A 16,228-nucleotide genomic window follows, 5' to 3' on the forward strand; every position below is an offset into this window, starting at 1 on the left:
ACAAGAAGCAAAGGGGCCTTTGCAAAACCTTCGATTTTGTTGGGAGGTAGTTGTACTACCGACCTTGGCTACCTCTAAAACGGGAGTACAACTCCCTCAGAACGAGGGATTGAGGGTTTTGCAAAGCCCTCGCAAAGTCAGCGATACAAGGAAGGATACCCGCTTCCCCTCCCCCGGGTCTGGGAAAAAGTTGTGATATTGAAAAGTCACATATACAGGTAGGGCTTCCAATCTTCCTGAACACCTCCGAGGATCGATTGGAGAAACGTGATATGTACAGGGCGAAACGGCTTCTTTTTGAGCGGCATGCCGGCTTCTTCCGGCGTTCGATTGCCTTTGCGGACGTTGCATTCATCGCAGGCCGTTACAAGGTTTTCCCACGTATCTTTTCCGCCGCGACTCTTCGGCATCACATGATCAATAGTCAGATTCTTCCCCACCCCGCAGTACTGGCACTTGTTGCGATCTCGCTTCATGATATTTCTGCGGGAGAGCACAATCTTGTTGTAGGGGAGATTGATATAACGACGCAGTCGAATCACCGATGGATAGGAGTATTCCTCTGATACCGTACGTATCGTGCGATCAGGATAGTCGTGTACCATTTCTGCCTTTTCCATGAAGAGGAGTTTGACTGATCGTTGTACCGAGCATACACTCAGGGGCTGATAGTCCTGATTTAGTACCAAAACATTAGCGTCCATAGGTATCTTGTATTTATTTAATCATGCAAATGCTTTTGGCCTGACATACATTGGGATCAATTTTATATTCAGATGGTAAAATCAACATCATATTTTCCTAAAATGCAACAAAAAATGACACTTGGGGCGTTCAAGCGCCCATTAGCCGCCTTTACCTACTCTCTGGAAAGATCAATTAACGGCAAAAAAGGGTGCCAACAAGCACACTGCAAAGCCGGGGGCGCCGTCTTTTCAGAAGGCCGGCACACTTTGCCCTGATAAGGCCCCGGGCTTACTGCTCTGCATATTTTTTTATACTTTAGGTAGGCCCGGAATATGCAACAATCTCATGCGTAATACAGTTATATTCAGTAGCCGGGTTATACAAGATATTTCATCGACCGCGAGCTATGCCTCACCAGAAAAAACAGTTTATTCGGCCACTGGAACTGCACCCCGGATATAGTTTCCTGCCAAAGTTTCCACTCACTACCCTGGAACAGGCCCCGGCTTTCATCCCAAAACCGAAGATTTTTTAATCACAAATATGACAAAACAAACCAAAAAATCTCTTACGCTTACCTCCAGTTTTGAACAAGTCAGCAGGGTGGAATCCTTTGTGGATGAATTGCAGGAGTGGATTGGATTCGATCAGGATATGTATGGGAACATATTACTGGCACTTAATGAGGCCGTGACAAACGCGATCGTTCACGGCAATAACGAGGATGAGCAGAAAAATGTATTTATCACAGCTGTCCACGAAGTTCCGAAATTAAAGGTCAGCATACAGGATGAAGGCAAAGGATTTGACCCCAGCTCCCTGCCCGACCCGTTAGAAGATGAAAACCTGCTGAAGGAGGGAGGGCGTGGTGTTTACCTGATGGAACAGTTTGCCGATGAGGTTACCTATTCTGAAGGTGGGACCAGAATTACAATTGAATTTTTGATTGACGAGCAACAGTAAAACCCCGGAGGCGACGCCAAGTCACCACCGGGATTATGACCAAAAGCCGACTTCAATCCAGAGAGTTAATCCATCGTGCAATTTTAAGAGCTTCCTCCTTTGGCACGTTGGTCATGGGCGGCATGGCGGTAGCGTAGTCCGGCCAGTTGGATTGATCCGGGTTATAGATCAGCTCCACCATCTCCTCCGCGCTGTAGTTTCGTTGGGCCACATCCACAAAGGCCGGACCGACCTGGCGCTGATCCCGGTTGTGGCAGGCCGTACAGGTATATTTTGTTAACAGCGGCTTTACCGACTCATAGCTGCTCACATCGGCCTGCTCTCCTGAATCACCTGTGCCGGTTTGGCCGGACTCCGTTCCAGCCTCTTCCGTTGAATTATAGGTGCTGACCTCACTCATCGACAGTGCGGGTCCGTCGGGGATGTTTTTCAACGTATAATACCCGGAATTGTGCAGTAACGGGTAGCCCTCCTCTTTATCCCTCACGCCGTCGGCCACCACGAAATGGACATAGTTTTCTCGCAGATTGTCCACTTTCAGGCGAACCGTCCTCGCATCATCCGAAATCCGGACGCCGGTTACCTCCGACTGCTCCTGGTCAACCATCGGGCTGCCATAGACCGGATGATATTTATATATAAAGCTGGAGACCGAATAAGAGGCAAGATCCCGGGCCGTTTCAGGCTCCACCGGCTTTGTGAACTCAATTTCAAATCCATCGGGTGTAGCCCGTATTGTCTTCATCTCAAACGGCACCTGCCCATTCCAAACCAGCCGCTGCAGCCCTTCATCCGCCTCTCCGGCCGATCCCCAGCCCCGGTTGGTCTCTCCCACAAACATCGAGCCGTCATCAGCCCAGGCCATGCGCAGCACCCCCGACTGAAATCCGCTACGGAAGTTAAACACGGCCCCCTGGTAGGTTCCTTTCACCTTTTCAAGTGAAACGCGCATAATTTTACTTTGTCCCTGGTCGCCCACCAGCACCTGTCCTTCAAACGGACCAAAATACCCTTCCGGGATCGGCTGAATATCTGAATTTGAGATGCCCATTATCCCGTGCGGCAGCCAGACTGCGGGTGTTTTGAGGGCCGGGAGCTCATCCTGAAGCTCAAACATCGCTTTATAATTTTCTTCATCCTGGATGTTTTCCGGTTTAATATAATTGCCATCTTCATCCTTGTTGATACGGGGATCGATATGGCGATAGAGGTCCTCTGCGGTCATCTTCAATGGCGCATTCGGCTTGTCGGTCCACCGCAGTCCGGCGGGGTGCCCGGTAAAATCTCCCTTCTCCACATGCCATATGCCGCCAGAACCGATCCAGTCACCCTGGTTTTCCGCGTAAAAAAGCTCGCCGTCGATCAGTCCGAGTCCCGCGGGAGAACGCATACCGGTAGCCCAGGGCTCCATTTTTCCATCCTCCGAAATACGCATAATCCAGCCTCTCCACGGCACCCGGCTTTCCCCGCGCCACCACTGCTGATCGCCAAAAGCCACATTCGCTGAGACAAAATAGGAACCGTCCGGTGCCACCAGCGGGCCGTAACTGTATTCGTGATAGTGACCAGAAAGCGGCCAGGAATAGACCGTTTCGATGGCGTCAGCTTTTCCATCCATGTCGGTATCTTCCAGGCGCGTGAGCTCCCCCCGCTGGACGCAGTAGAGCGCCCCGTCTTTATATGCCAGCCCCAGAACTTCGTGGAGCCCGGTTGCAAATTTTCGGAAATAGGGCTCTTCACTGGCAGGATTCTCCACCATGAAAATATCACCACGGCGCGTAGCGACCGCCAGGTTGCCGTTGGGCAGCACGGCCATGCCGCCGACCTCCAGCAGATGTTCTTCCGGGCTGACAACATCTGTGATATAGAAATAATCCTCTTCTGCGGGAGGCTCCTGGGCCGAAGCCACGCCGCCGGTTACCAGGCAAAAAAGCAGTACAAATATGAAATAACGTGTATCAGACATAAAATCTCCTCGTATCCTCAGGTTAAAACAGAATGGTATAATGTATCGTCGGGCGGGCCGGCAGTATCAGTTCCTGGTGGCCGTCGATCTCTCTTATAATAACATTATCGGCACCACCCGGACTTTCCAGCTGAATATAATATGACTGGTCATCGACCAGGAACCGGTTCTCCCCTGCCTGTTTTATCGACTCACCAACGCCGATTCTGACATACCTCTGTTCAAGGGGTCCGCTCATGCGAATGGTTCTTTTGAGGCCACCTCCATCGCGTACCGTTTGGATCCGGTCATTAACGGTGGTTCCGAAGACCGTATACGTAAATTCGGGATTGTCATTGTCATCCAGGTTGTATCCGCCGGATTTGAACCCGGTTCCCGTTCTATCCCGTTTCCAGGGGGCTTGCTCATCCTCCATCTTATTTACCGACAATGCTGGTTCCTCCAGCATATACTCAACAGACCCGTTGGGTCTTGATGAGCCGTCGCCCCGGCTATACCACATCGGGGTCACATCCAGGAACTCGCCCCGCCATGCCTGCACGAGGCTGCCGTGATTCAGGTCATATGTATAGTGGAGCTGTTCCAGGCTGCTGACCGATACCGCATGGGTCAGGCGATCTCCTTCCGGGAGGTCCATAAAACTGCGGAGCAGTGGCTTTTCCCTGGCGTGTACATAAATCGGGTTTCGATCACTCTGCCCCGTAAACCGCTGGTCGCTAAGCACATGTTCTCGCAGTCCCTCAGCGGACACCGAAAGTTCAATATTCGGGGTACTCCAGTCTCCTCTGCGAGCATACAGCAACTCAAAAGGGATCTTCCCGCTGTTAAGCTCTGCTCGCCCCTCCGTGTCATCTACCGGTATAACTTGCTGGTCGGCTATGCGCAACAGCCCCGCCCCGCCGGCGACATCGAGTGCAAAATTGTAGCTGCCCGGCTCCTCGATATCGAGCATTCCGGTATACCGCAGCAGGAACTGTTCCGGGAGCACTCCCAGGTGGGCCGTGAGAAGATCGGAGGATCCCGTCCTGTCGACCGTCAATGTATCCAGATCGGGCTCTTCGGTAAACACCCCTTCATAGAGTTGGTAGCGAAGATCCCCGACAGAAGGGGCCGGACGGTTGTATGGGGTGATTTCGACATTGCGAAACGCCACGGGACCGTGGTCGCCCTGGAACCGAAGAGGGCCCTTCGGGACCTCCCCATCCCCGTAGGCACCGGCCGTCGGACCCATAAGTTCGACGTTTTCATGGATCGGAACGCCGTTCAGTTCTGCCCGGAGCAGGCGTGCATTGGCTATTTTGCGTCCATTTTCATCAAAGCGGGGAGCCTGGAAGGATAACTCCAGGTGCTGCCACAACCCCGGGGCCCTGCTTGCATTCTGGCGGGGAGCATACCCCTGCCGTGGACCTTTCGCATCCGCCGGACGCTGGTAAATGCCGCCGTTGTGGGCAGCGGTCGGAACCTTCACCGTCCAGCTGTCATGAAGCTGCAGCTCGTAGCGTCCCTGCAGGTAGATCCCGGAGTTGGATCCCCTGGGCATCATATATTCAAGCGACAGGTCTATATCGCCGTGCTGAAGCCTGGTATACAGATCTTCCCCCTGGTGGGGGTCGCCCGGATTGTTGACCAGGATCCCCTCTCCCCCCGATATCGAGATGGCGTTGTCCTCATCAAGGGAGGCGGTTACCCCCCCGGCTAATTGCCAACTTCCGGCGGGATCCTCAAAATATGACAAGTCATCGAGCAGTACGGTGTTGGAATCCTGTGCATGCACCCCGGTAACAAGGACCATCCACAGGAGTAGTGCGCTCCACGGCAGAAAGCTGAAAGCGTATTTTTTTGTATTCATAAAGTATGCTGTGTATGATTATATGACGATTCTGATCATTGTACCCTATTCCCCATCCATTTTCAAAACACAGGATGCGACCTGTGCACTTATATTATATTCTGTCGATTCATCCCGTAAATGAATTACTGAATGGAGGTAAGGAATGTGTTTTAGACAAATATTAAAAATTTACCCCGGGAAAAGTTATGATATAAGTAACGGTTTGCCAATTGCCACAGTTAATGGCCACCATACCTGCAGAGTTCTTCCAGTCATTGATCGGGCGACTATTGTAGTCGCCCGATCAGTAACCTGAGATAGGTTAATAAATTTCACCTGTGCTTATGAGTAGACGTTTCAAGGATCTCTGTAATGTTACAGGGGATATCCTTTAAAAATGCGATTGGCTGAACAAGCCGACAAGCACTGTACTGCCTGCAGGCGTTATTCAACCAACCGCCACGATTTTTTTCCTGTTCTGGCTACTCAATAATTAGCATTAGTTATACCCGGGATTCTGCTCAAGCGCAGGATTTGTCTGAATTTCATCATCCGGAATGGGATACAGCAGGTGATGCTCTTCGTAGGTCTGTCCCCAGTTGTTGGATGCCCCGACCACATCGACAAACGTGATCTCACCGGGGTTGTTTTCGGAGGTCACGGGGTATTGCCGTGTGCGCTGTATATCAGACCATATCTTGAAGTTCAGCGCCAGCTCACGCAGCCGCTCTTTCCACACTTCTTCCACGAACTGTTGCTCTGAAAGCCCCGAAAGGCTTGCAACAATCGTGCTCCTGTCGGTTTGCCAGTAGGCGCGATCTCTCACATCGGCCAGGTACTGTACCGCCTCGCTGGTAACTCCCTCGGAACGGGCAATGGCCTCTGCAGCGATCAGCAGAACTTCCGCATAGCGATACACCCGGATATCCCGGCTTCCCCGCCCGGTTTCGAAGAGTGCTTCCTCTTCATACCAGAGGTAGGGGGCCCATTCTCCAAAATCAAACTGTTCGCCTTCCCGCTCCAGCGAGGTGTAGTACAGCTGTTTTTCCTGAATGCGCAGATCCATATTCGGATCATACATCCATGAAAACTCCTCTATAGGGCGGTATGCATTCAATGTCCGGCCGTAGCTGATTCCGGGAGGACGAATAACGCCGGGTACCGTTATCCTCGGGTTGTCGTTGGGATCGATGTCGGCATTATATTCGATGCCGTATACGAACTCGTCATCCGTATCGGAGATCCGGAACTTGTTATAGGCACTCTCTTCAGGCGTGGACCCGTGTTCCAGCAACCTGTGCTGGCCCGACTGAATCACCGAACGCGCCGCATCAGCTGCATTTCCATAGTTGTCAGCCTGCAGCGGGAATCCCGACATCTGAAGATATACATCGGCCAGAAGCGTCTGGACTGCTCCCTGCGTTACCCGATAGTTGTTTTCCGGGAAAGGGACGTTGGCAAGCCCCCCGTTGTTGACAGCCCAGTTCAGGTCTTCAACGATCTGTTCATAAACCGCAGATGAAGGATCGCGCTCCACTTCAATACCTTCAAGACTTTCGGTAGGCTCGGTAATCAGCGGCACATCGCCGAAAAACTTGACCAGGGCAAAATAATTGAGGGCCCTGAAAAAACGCGCCTCCGCCAGCAGCCTGTTTTTCTCATCCTGGGCCATTCCCTCCATATCGGGAATGTATTTCAGAGCGGTATTGGCTCTGCCGATGACATCATAATGCCCGGACCACCAGCCGTCGAAAAACTGGTTCAGCACTTCGGGATCGACCTGCAGATCCTGGGCAACCTGCCCCTGGATCCGCTCGCCTTTACCCTCGTTGTCAAAGTAGCCCGACATGTAGCCTCCCATCATCACATCGGCTCCTCCAAATCCGCCAGAGTCGTAAAAGCCGGCTCCCTGGCCGTCTCTGTACAGTCCGTTAACCAGACCTCTGGCACCTTCGGGCGTATTCAACAGCTGATCTACTGATATCTCATCCTTCGGCACCTCCGTCAGGAAATCATCACACGAATTCAACGCCAAAAAACTCAGTACAAGAATGAAAACTAACTTTTTCATAATGTTAAAATCTGTTTTTAAAAATGAGTATTTAGAATCTGAAGTTTACCCCAAGGGTAAAGGTGCGGGGCTTCGGATACTGGTAGAAAAAGATGTTCTGCGTATTCGGGTTGCCCTGCCAGGATGATCCCTCCGGATCATGTCCCTTGAAGTCGGGATGATGGATTACAAACGCGTTTTGTACGCTGGCTGTAACGCGCATATCCTGTATCCCGAACCTACTGATCAGATTCTGGTCAAGATTGTATCCGACCGAAAACAGGTTTCCTCGAATATAGGACCCGTCCACAATCCAGTGGCTGTCGGCCTGCGTGTTCTGCCCGGAAAGCGGCTGATGACGAATGCGCTGAATGGGCGTATCCTGGTTGTCTACTGTCCAGGCTTCATACAGCTGCGTGGCGATTCCGTTGGTCAGCGCCTGCCGATCTTCGGCGGTATGCAGGAATTGCTGCATGATCTCACTTCCATAGACGAACTGGATATCGGCGGTGAAATCGAAGTTTTTATAGCTGAACCGGTTGATAAAACTTCCCGTCCAGTCCGGCATTCCATGCCCGATAATCTGGCGATCTTCGGAACGCTTTGCTTCCCCGGGAATACGGCCTCGTGCAGCCGCTTCCGCCGCCTCATCGGTATTCCAGGTACCAAAGCGCTGGAATCCGTAGAAAGTACCGATCGGTTCCCCAACCCGGAGTATCGTCTGGCTGCCTGATACCCAGTTGGGTCCGGGGAAGATATCCTCATCTTCTGCACCCAGGCTTTCGACGCGGTTCACATTATAGTTGAAATTGAGGGTGGTCTCCCAGAAAAAGTCGTTGGACCGAACGTTCCGGGTGGTCATCATGAAGTCGACCCCTTGGTTGGAGACCGATCCTATATTGTCCAATACCACGTCGAAACCGGTAGTTGACGGAATCGGGCGATTCAGCAACAGGTCTTCGGTGTCCTTGTAGTAGTAGTCGGCTTCAAACGTAATGGCATTCTGCAATACATCCATCTCGAGACCGATGTTGTACTGGGTCGTTTTCTCCCATTCCAGGTCCGGATTTGCCATCCGCTGCAGCGTGCTGGATGTTTGGCGCTGGTTGCCGAGCAGTACGGTCCCGGAACTTATCGTGGAGAGTGATTGGTACACCCCGATCTCGGTATTCCCCGTTTTACCCCAGGAACCGCGGATTTTCAGGTGGTTGATAAAGTCCACATCCGACATAAACTCCTCGTTGGAGGCGGTCCATCCCAGGCCCAGCGAAGGGAAAAAGCCGTACTTGTTGTTTTCTCCAAAACGGGAAGAGCCGTCCATCCTGCTGGTAAACGTTGCGCTGTATCGACTGTCATAGGTATAACTGCCACGGGCAAAAAAGGAGTTCATCGTCCATTCCCAGGCGTCAGATGCCGGAATGCCCTCTACCTCCGTGGCTGCATCCACGTTGTTCGTCCTGTAAAGGTCATTCGGGAAGTTGCGCACCCCGAACGAGTTGCTCCGGTAGGTGGTCTGCTGCCAGCTGGCACCCAGTACCGCGTTTACGCTGTGGGGCCCCTGGTCCAGCAGGTAGGTCAGGTAGTTTTCGTTCTGCCAATAGGTGGTTTCGCTGTTCGACATGCTGGCATTCCCAACCGATGTTTCCGGAGAATAGAGATCCGTAGGATCGTAATCGCGTGCCTCAAAGTTGGTGTTGTCGATTCCGAACTGTGTTCTGAACTCCAGGTTGGGCGTAATCTGAAATTCGGCAAACGTATTGCCAAAAAGATTTACACGGTCTCGCAGCCGATCCTCTTCCAGTGCGCGGTGCACGGGATTGGGCTGCCCCTCCAGCGTGAGGCTTCGTACGTCGCTAAAGTGGCTCCAGTCGCCATCCGGCATCCGTACCGGAAGGATCGGAGCAAACTCGATCATCGTACGGCGTATCTCCTGCCCGCCGCCGCCTTCTTCAATATTGTTTTCCCAGGTGCGGGTCACTGTAAGGTTGGTGCCGAGCGTCAGCCAGTCGGTGGGATTGGCATCATACACAATTTTCGCACTGGCCCGGCGCATCCATGAATTCAGGATAATTCCCTCGTTGTTGGTATAGTTCAGGAATCCGCCAAATGAGGAGTTTTCTCCACCAGACTGGATACCGATCTGATGGTCGTGGGAAAGGGCCGTTCGGGTCACCTCTTCCTGCCAGTCGGTATCGTAAATTGGGTTGCCCTGCTCGTCAAACAAGGTCCCGATATCGGGCGAAAGATCCAGTTCAGGCTCCTCTCCCGGTGCATAATCATCAAAAAGCGGGGCGTTTTCGTAGCCGGTCCGCTGCACTTCCATAAACTCTTCGGCATTCATGGCGTCCATGCGCCCGAGCATGTGGCCCATGCTGAATGTTCCGTCATAGCTTACGGAGACCTCGTCCGACTGGGTATCCCCACGTTTCGTGGTAACCAGTATCACCCCATTTGCACCGCGGGAACCGTAAATGGCGGTTGCGGAGGCATCTTTCAGTACCTCAATACTCTCAATATTGTTTGGATTCATATACTCGATGCCGTCCTGCATTACAACACCATCCACAACATACAACGGTTCAATACCGGCATTTATCGAACCGGTACCCCGTATAACAACCCTGTTGCTACCCGTGGGGGCTCCAGAGTTGGTAAAAATGTTGACTCCGGCGACCTTGCCCCGCAATCCCTGAAGGGCATTAAACGTGGGCTGTTCCTGCAGGTCCTCTTCGGAGACCATCCCGATGGATCCGGTCACATCCGACTTCTTTTGAATTCCGTAACCGGTGACGACCAGCTCTTCACCTTCAATAGCCTGGGGCTGCAACGCGATTTCCATTTCCGTACGCCCGCCTATCGGCACTTCCGCTGTCTGATACCCGATGAAGGACACCACCAGCGTATCCTGGAGAGAGGGAACGCCAAGCTCAAAACGACCCTCGCTGTCTGTCGATGCTCCGGTGGTCGTACCCTTGACCAATACATTGACACCCGGCAGAGTCTCTCCGGTGTTGGCATCGGCGACCGTACCACTCACAACCTCCAGGTTAATTTTTTCGCTTGGTACCGGCTTCGCAGGCAGAATACCCAGTGTTCGATGGGTTAACACCTTGTAGGTAAAACCAAAACCGGGAAGCAGACTGTCCAACAGGCTGAACAGATCCTTTTCAAAATAGAGGATCTGCTGCTCTGTCAGGGTTTTATCCGCCATCAGCTCGCTCCTGTAGAAAAATTTGACCTCATACCGCTCTTCAATTTCCGAAAGCACGGCGTGAAGGCTGGTTCCCTGCTGAAACGTTTTTACCGTGGCGGCATTAATATCCGACGAACTCACATACACATCCTTTGAATCCTGTGCTTCTGCCGGCAACGCCACAGCAAGCAACAAGACCATCAGACTCACAATCCCTGTCCATTTGTAAGGTATCATATTCATAATTGGTCCCTGGTTATTGTTGATTTGATTCTATGGTTACGGTTTGTTCTGTTTTATAAATTTCAACTTCCATGACCTCCGAAACGGCGTTTATCAACCCGTCGAGGCTTCTGAAATCGATTGATCCGGAAAGCTTCTTGTCCAGCAATTCCTTGTCTTTTACAATAACTTCTTTTCCGTAGGTTCGCCTGATTCGCTCCACCAAGACCGAGAACGGGGTTTCATCAAAATAGAGCTCGTTGGTCGTCCACGAGGTATACACGGCCGGATTAACCTGCTCGAGGCGTATTTGGGGCTGGGAACTGTTGAACCTGGCCATCTCTCCCGGCTTTATGGTGATCCCGGACTGTTCCGATTCCGGCGTATTGGCAACATCAATGTGAACTTCCCCCTCTTCCAGCACCACCCGGGTTCCCTCGCCGTAGGTATCCACCGTGAAACGAGTGCCAAAAACCGAGGCCGAGCCATCTTCCGTTTCGACCACAAATTTCGGCTTATCCCGGGTTTCCTGCCCGGAAATTGAAAAATACGCCTCTCCCTCAAGGCTCACACGCTTCACCGGCTGATCCAGCCAGTTGCTCTTGTAAGAAAGCTGGGATCCGGCGGCCAGTACAATGCTTGAACCGTCCGAGAGGGTTAACGTCTTTTTCTCTTCAAATCCGGTTTCGATGGTCTGTATCGCAACTTGCTTTTGAGCCGATTGCGGCTCCTGATAGGTATAGATTGCAAGGCCGGCAAAAGCGCCCACCAGCAACATGGCCGCAGCTTTAAATAGATAGCTCACCACGCGGGTTCTTTTCTGTTTTGCCTGCCGCGCTATAGTGGCAGCCGTGCCGCGTTCTTCACCTGTAATATCTTGCCGAACCCTGCTCCACTCTTCCCTGATATCAGGCACCCGTGGATGGGTAAACCTGAGTCCCGTAATTTCCTTTTGTGCCCGGAGTGCTTTTTTCCGGTTTTGTTCACTTTGTTGTATCCACCGGTTCCAGTAATCGGCTTTTTCACCCGCCGAATTCCCCAGTGCCCACTCAACAAATGAGGGATCATTCACCAACTGCTGTACTGAGTAGTTATCGTCTTTCAAGACCCGTTTTTTTGGTTATTATCATTATCAGATACCATAGAGCAGTTCATAGAGAAAAGTACTCACCCGAATTTATTTTTTTCTCAGCCCCTGAAATCGCCCGCTCAACGCCTCAGACCCTCAATAGATTAGAAAATGGAAATAGATACAGGTACGCCCCAGCGTTTTCCTCTTCTTTTTTCAACATCACGTGTGCGCGGCTGGCTGGAATTAATTACACAGAGGATACCAGTTCAGGCAGGCTATCTACACGGTGAATACAGTCTATCCTGTCATCATACCTATTTCGACAAGCAGGTTAAAGTAACAGGCCTACGAGTTCTGCGAGCACCCAGCCAATTAGCCAGAGGAAAGCCACAATCATAAAGGTGAACAATACCACGATTGCCCAAATCAGCCACTTGCTCTCGGTGGCCAATTCTGAGGGGTTCTTTTCCAGCTCATCCAATAGCCTGGCATTACGTATGTTCGCTTTCCAAGCCACGTCAAACAGTTCGCCAATTATGGGAACTGTTCCTATCAACATATCGACCAAAATATTTAAAAACATACGTGCCAGGATGGATACCCTGCCCCCGATCAGTGCCGCGTGAATGGGGAAATACAGCGACAAAACCCCACCGATCCAGTCGCCAAGTCCCGGCAACAACCCGATAACTGCATCGATACCAAAGCGAATATCTGTTCCCGGAAATTTAAATTTTCGGTCAAGTAACTCGGCCAGTCGCCCGGCAGCACTTTTCCTGCTCACAGAATCCGTGAATTCGATTTCTTTTTTTACCATATTTCTCCTTCTTACAAAACCATATTAAAACAGGAATAAATACATTATTATCAATATTTTATCCGTACATATATGAAATTTCGATTTCATTTACACATCCTGTTACTCCGGATGAGATAATTGAGCAATGGGAAAGTATAATAGCAGTTGCGAGGTGTAATTAAGTGCCCTGTAAAACGTTTCATCTGCATAGCGTACCTTCATTTCCCGAAACAGTTGGCAAGCTTGCCCCCAAAATGGCACGTGAGTATGTAATCTGTTTTATTACTCAAAAAACGGTCCAATTCATAATGCTGCTGTTCCTGCTTCAACTCGGCCTCCTGCAGGGTAAAGCCCAGGACGGATTGGATCTGCTCGCAGGCGATCAATATGAGAATATGTACCAGCTGAATCAACAGGAGCAGCCGTTTGGTGCAAGCCGGCTTGGTCTTACTGCTGTCGTTCCGGGCATTTCAACAGAGCGTGGGATAATGCCATCCGGCAACCAGATGACACGGAATATCGGTCCCATATTTCAACAAGAGGAAGCGACACCTGTAAACTGGGCTATCTTTTCCGCAGTTACAGCCACCCTGGCCGGTTCATATACCGGGCTTTACCTGTATGCACGAGAGCGCTGGAGTAATCGGCCCACGGTACCCTTTCATTTTAATGAACAGTTGTATGCCAAAGGGTTTGACAAATTGGGGCATTTCTACGCTGCAAGTTCCCAGGCGCTGATCACTTCCCGCCTGTACGATTTTTCCGACATCGGTCGCGCCCGGTCGGCGTTGCTGGGATCAGGTATCGCGCTTTCTGCACAAACACTGGTGGAGATTTTGGATGGCCGAACGTCATCTCTTGGCTTTGACCGATACGACCAGCTGGGCAATATACTGGGGGTGAGCTGGTTTTATGCGCGGGAAAACAGCACCTTTCTGAGGCGCTTCAATATAAGATGGTTCTATTACCCCTCCGGGCGAACCGCCAGTACACAGTCTGCCTACGAAAACAAGGCGTTTACCGACTATAACAGCCAGAGCTACTGGGTGAGCATGCGCATATGGGATCTGCTGCCTGAAAAAATACAGCCCTACTGGCCCCGTTTTTTGGTGCCCACCGCCGGTGTTTCACTGAACAACTGGAAAACGAACGCCGATCCCGCTTACGTATCATATCACCTAAGCCTGAACCTGGATTTCACGCAGATTTTTCCGCAGAAAACAAAATTCGGCCGGCTGCTTGGCGACCTGTTTAACAGCGTGTATCTGCCGGCCCCGGCCGTAGAGCTGCACCCCAACCCCTCGGTCAAGCTCATATTCTACGGGCAGGATTAACGAATGTCGAAGCCGATCCATTTGCGGGTATCGGCCATCATCTATACCAGCTCCTTTTTCTTCTCCGCCCGCTTGCGTTCGTTGTGATCGAGGTACATTTTGCGGATGCGCAGATTTTTGGGTGTGACCTCCAGGAGCTCATCCTTGGCAATAAACTCGATATGCTGCTCAAGGCTCATCTTTTTCGCCGGATCGATCTTGACCGCATCAGCCGATTGCGTGGCGCGGTGGTTGGTCAGGTTTTTCTTTTTGGCCACATTCACCACCAGGTCGTCACTGCGCTTGTTGGCGCCCACGACCTGCCCCATATACACAGGGTCGCCCGGCTCCACGAAAAAAGTACCTCGATCTTTCAGTCCCTCGAGGGCATAGCTGGTCACTTCCCCTTTTTCAAGTGCGATAAGCGCTCCCTGGTTGCGTCCCGGAATTTCGCCCGCATACGGTTCATAGGCATCAAACTGCTGGTGCATGATACCGGTGCCGCGGGTTTCCGTCAGCATCTCACCCCGGAAGCCGATCAATCCACGGGAAGGCACCTTGAAGATAAGGCGGTTGTTGTCGCCCTCCTGCGTCATGGAGGTCATAATTCCTTTGCGCTGCTGAAGGTTGTCGATCACGCGGTTGCTGTAGTCCTGGTGCACATCCACCACCACTTCTTCAAACGGTTCGTGGACCTGCCCGTCAATCTCTTTATAGAGCACCTCCGGTCGGGAAACGGCAAACTCATACCCTTCGCGCCGCATCGTTTCGGTGAGTATTGCCAGCTGCAGTTCGCCCCGGCCCGACACTTTGTATACATCGGGATTGTCCGTCTGATCGACCTTGATCGCCACGTTGGTACGGATTTCACGCATCAGGCGGTCTTTCAGCTGGTTCGAGGTGACATATTCGCCTTCTCGTCCGGAAAGCGGGGAATCATTTACCCGGAAGTACATCGCCATCGTCGGCTGATCGATGTCGTAATATTCAATCGGGGTCATCTCTTCCGCATCGGTGAGCGTATCGCCGATATTCACTTTCTCATATCCCGCCAGGGCAAAAATATCGCCGGATGCCGCCTGCTCCACCGGCTCCCGGCCCAGCCCGGCAAATGTAAACAGCTTCGTAGCCTTGGCTTTCTCTTTCAGTTCGCCCTTCCGGTCGACAAGGGCGATCTCCTGGTTCTGCTCAATCGTGCCCTGTTCGACCCGGCCAATGGCAATTCGTCCCACGTAGTCGTTCCAGTCAATAGCGCTGACCAGCATCTTGAACGGGGCGTTCACTTCCCGTTCGGGTGGCGGCACATGCTCGATAATGGTATCAAAAAGCGGAACGAGATCTTCATTCTCATCCTCCAGCTCGTGGCGGGCAATACCGTTGATCCCTTCCGCATAAAGAATGGGGAAATCGAGCTGCTCGTTGTCTGCATCAAGCATCACGAACAGGTCAAAAATCTCGTTGAGCACGTGGTCGGGCCGCGCGTCTTTCCGGTCGATCTTGTTGATCACCACAATGGGGCGGTATCCCAGGTCAAGAGATTTCCGCAGTACAAATTTCGTTTGCGGAAGTGGTCCCTCGGCGGCATCCACCAGTAGTATCACGCCGTTGACCATTTTCATAATCCGTTCCACTTCCCCCCCGAAATCAGCATGGCCGGGAGTATCGACGATGTTGATTTTCGTATCCTTCCATTTTATTGCCGTATTCTTGGAGCTGATAGTGATCCCCTTTTCGCGCTCCAGGTCGCCGGAGTCCATTACCCGCTCCTGCACCTGCTGGTTCTCGCGAAAGGTCCCGCTTTGCTTCAGCATCTGATCCACGAGCGTAGTTTTACCGTGATCTACGTGAGCAATGATAGCTATATTCCTGATATCCTTAGACATAAATAAATAGATGTTGTGGCTTTAGATACAATCGCTGTGCCACCGAGACGGCACAGCGATTGGTTAATTGCAAAATTCAAAAGACCCGCAAAATAAGGTTTTATTTGCTGAATTCATTGCAAAAGCCGTATTAATTTTAGCCGGCGTTACCTGCAGGATCCCGGAGCGGGTTGAACGGTCAGGGACAACCAATAACTGCACTAGCCTGGACCTCGCCAAGAAATTTGTTCTTCAGCAAGGCAAAGGGAA

10 protein-coding genes are annotated in these 16,228 nt (G+C 51.7%); 2 read left to right on the forward strand and 8 right to left on the reverse strand.

What is annotated here, in order from left to right; genetic code table 11:
• Positions 1-206: 206 nt before the first annotated feature.
• Positions 207-704 carry an HNH endonuclease gene (locus tag ACG2F4_RS03290; RefSeq protein WP_395258363.1) on the reverse strand — a complete coding sequence of 166 codons (498 nt, stop codon included), beginning with the start codon at positions 702-704 and terminating at the stop codon, positions 207-209.
• A 526-nt stretch (positions 705-1,230) separates the two neighbouring features.
• Between ACG2F4_RS03290 and ACG2F4_RS03295 the strand changes: the two genes are divergently transcribed.
• The gene (locus ACG2F4_RS03295) at positions 1,231-1,650 is read left to right on the forward strand and encodes an ATP-binding protein (protein WP_395258366.1); all 420 of its coding nucleotides are present in this window, start codon (positions 1,231-1,233) and stop codon (positions 1,648-1,650) included.
• Positions 1,651-1,702: 52 nt separating this feature from the next.
• Here the strand turns inward: ACG2F4_RS03295 and ACG2F4_RS03300 are convergent, their stop codons facing one another.
• The 6 genes from ACG2F4_RS03300 to ACG2F4_RS03325 form a co-directional block, all read right to left on the reverse strand.
• Positions 1,703-3,616, reverse strand: a complete 1,914-nt coding sequence (locus tag ACG2F4_RS03300) for a hypothetical protein (protein WP_395258368.1) — start codon at positions 3,614-3,616, stop codon at positions 1,703-1,705.
• Between the two features lie 22 nt (positions 3,617-3,638).
• Positions 3,639-5,465: a family 16 glycoside hydrolase gene (locus ACG2F4_RS03305; protein ID WP_395258370.1), complete on the reverse strand. Its 1,827-nt coding sequence runs from the start codon at positions 5,463-5,465 to the stop codon at positions 3,639-3,641.
• 481 nt (positions 5,466-5,946) lie between these two features.
• A complete protein-coding gene (locus ACG2F4_RS03310; protein WP_395258373.1) occupies positions 5,947-7,518 on the reverse strand; it encodes a RagB/SusD family nutrient uptake outer membrane protein in 1,572 nt (523 codons plus the stop codon).
• A 31-nt stretch (positions 7,519-7,549) separates the two neighbouring features.
• Positions 7,550-10,933 carry a SusC/RagA family TonB-linked outer membrane protein gene (locus ACG2F4_RS03315; protein WP_395258375.1) on the reverse strand — a complete coding sequence of 1,128 codons (3,384 nt, stop codon included), beginning with the start codon at positions 10,931-10,933 and terminating at the stop codon, positions 7,550-7,552.
• Between the two features lie 13 nt (positions 10,934-10,946).
• Complete coding sequence (locus tag ACG2F4_RS03320) at positions 10,947-12,017, reverse strand: FecR family protein (RefSeq protein WP_395258377.1); 1,071 nt, start codon at positions 12,015-12,017, stop codon at positions 10,947-10,949.
• Between the two features lie 298 nt (positions 12,018-12,315).
• Positions 12,316-12,801 (reverse strand): DUF4112 domain-containing protein, encoded by a 486-nt coding sequence (locus ACG2F4_RS03325; protein WP_395258379.1) that lies wholly within the window; start codon positions 12,799-12,801, stop codon positions 12,316-12,318.
• 290 nt (positions 12,802-13,091) lie between these two features.
• Here ACG2F4_RS03325 and ACG2F4_RS03330 point away from each other — a divergent pair, with 290 nt between their 5' ends.
• On the forward strand, positions 13,092-14,117 hold the full coding sequence (locus ACG2F4_RS03330) for a DUF2279 domain-containing protein (RefSeq protein WP_395258381.1): 1,026 nt from the start codon (positions 13,092-13,094) through the stop codon (positions 14,115-14,117).
• Between the two features lie 41 nt (positions 14,118-14,158).
• On the opposite strand, the gene typA is transcribed toward ACG2F4_RS03330, so the two are convergent.
• On the reverse strand, positions 14,159-15,979 hold the full coding sequence (gene typA / locus ACG2F4_RS03335) for a translational GTPase TypA (RefSeq protein ID WP_395258384.1): 1,821 nt from the start codon (positions 15,977-15,979) through the stop codon (positions 14,159-14,161).
• Between the last annotated feature and the right edge of the window lie 249 nt (positions 15,980-16,228).

The sequence above is a fragment of the Halalkalibaculum sp. DA3122 genome, from assembly GCF_043951865.1.
In the GTDB taxonomy this organism is placed as follows: Bacteria; Bacteroidota; Rhodothermia; order Balneolales; family Balneolaceae; genus JAMQKA01.

Coding starts and splice junctions, on each gene's coding strand:
- ACG2F4_RS03290 (WP_395258363.1), bottom strand. CDS start 704: ATGGACGCTAATGTTTTGGTACTAAATCAGGACTATCAGCCCCTGAGT.
- ACG2F4_RS03300 (WP_395258368.1), bottom strand. CDS start 3,616: ATGTCTGATACACGTTATTTCATATTTGTACTGCTTTTTTGCCTGGTA.
- ACG2F4_RS03315 (WP_395258375.1), bottom strand. CDS start 10,933: ATGAATATGATACCTTACAAATGGACAGGGATTGTGAGTCTGATGGTC.
- ACG2F4_RS03295 (WP_395258366.1), top strand. CDS start 1,231: ATGACAAAACAAACCAAAAAATCTCTTACGCTTACCTCCAGTTTTGAA.
- ACG2F4_RS03305 (WP_395258370.1), bottom strand. CDS start 5,465: ATGAATACAAAAAAATACGCTTTCAGCTTTCTGCCGTGGAGCGCACTA.
- ACG2F4_RS03330 (WP_395258381.1), top strand. CDS start 13,092: ATGCTGCTGTTCCTGCTTCAACTCGGCCTCCTGCAGGGTAAAGCCCAG.
- ACG2F4_RS03325 (WP_395258379.1), bottom strand. CDS start 12,801: ATGGTAAAAAAAGAAATCGAATTCACGGATTCTGTGAGCAGGAAAAGT.
- typA (WP_395258384.1), bottom strand. CDS start 15,979: ATGTCTAAGGATATCAGGAATATAGCTATCATTGCTCACGTAGATCAC.
- ACG2F4_RS03310 (WP_395258373.1), bottom strand. CDS start 7,518: ATGAAAAAGTTAGTTTTCATTCTTGTACTGAGTTTTTTGGCGTTGAAT.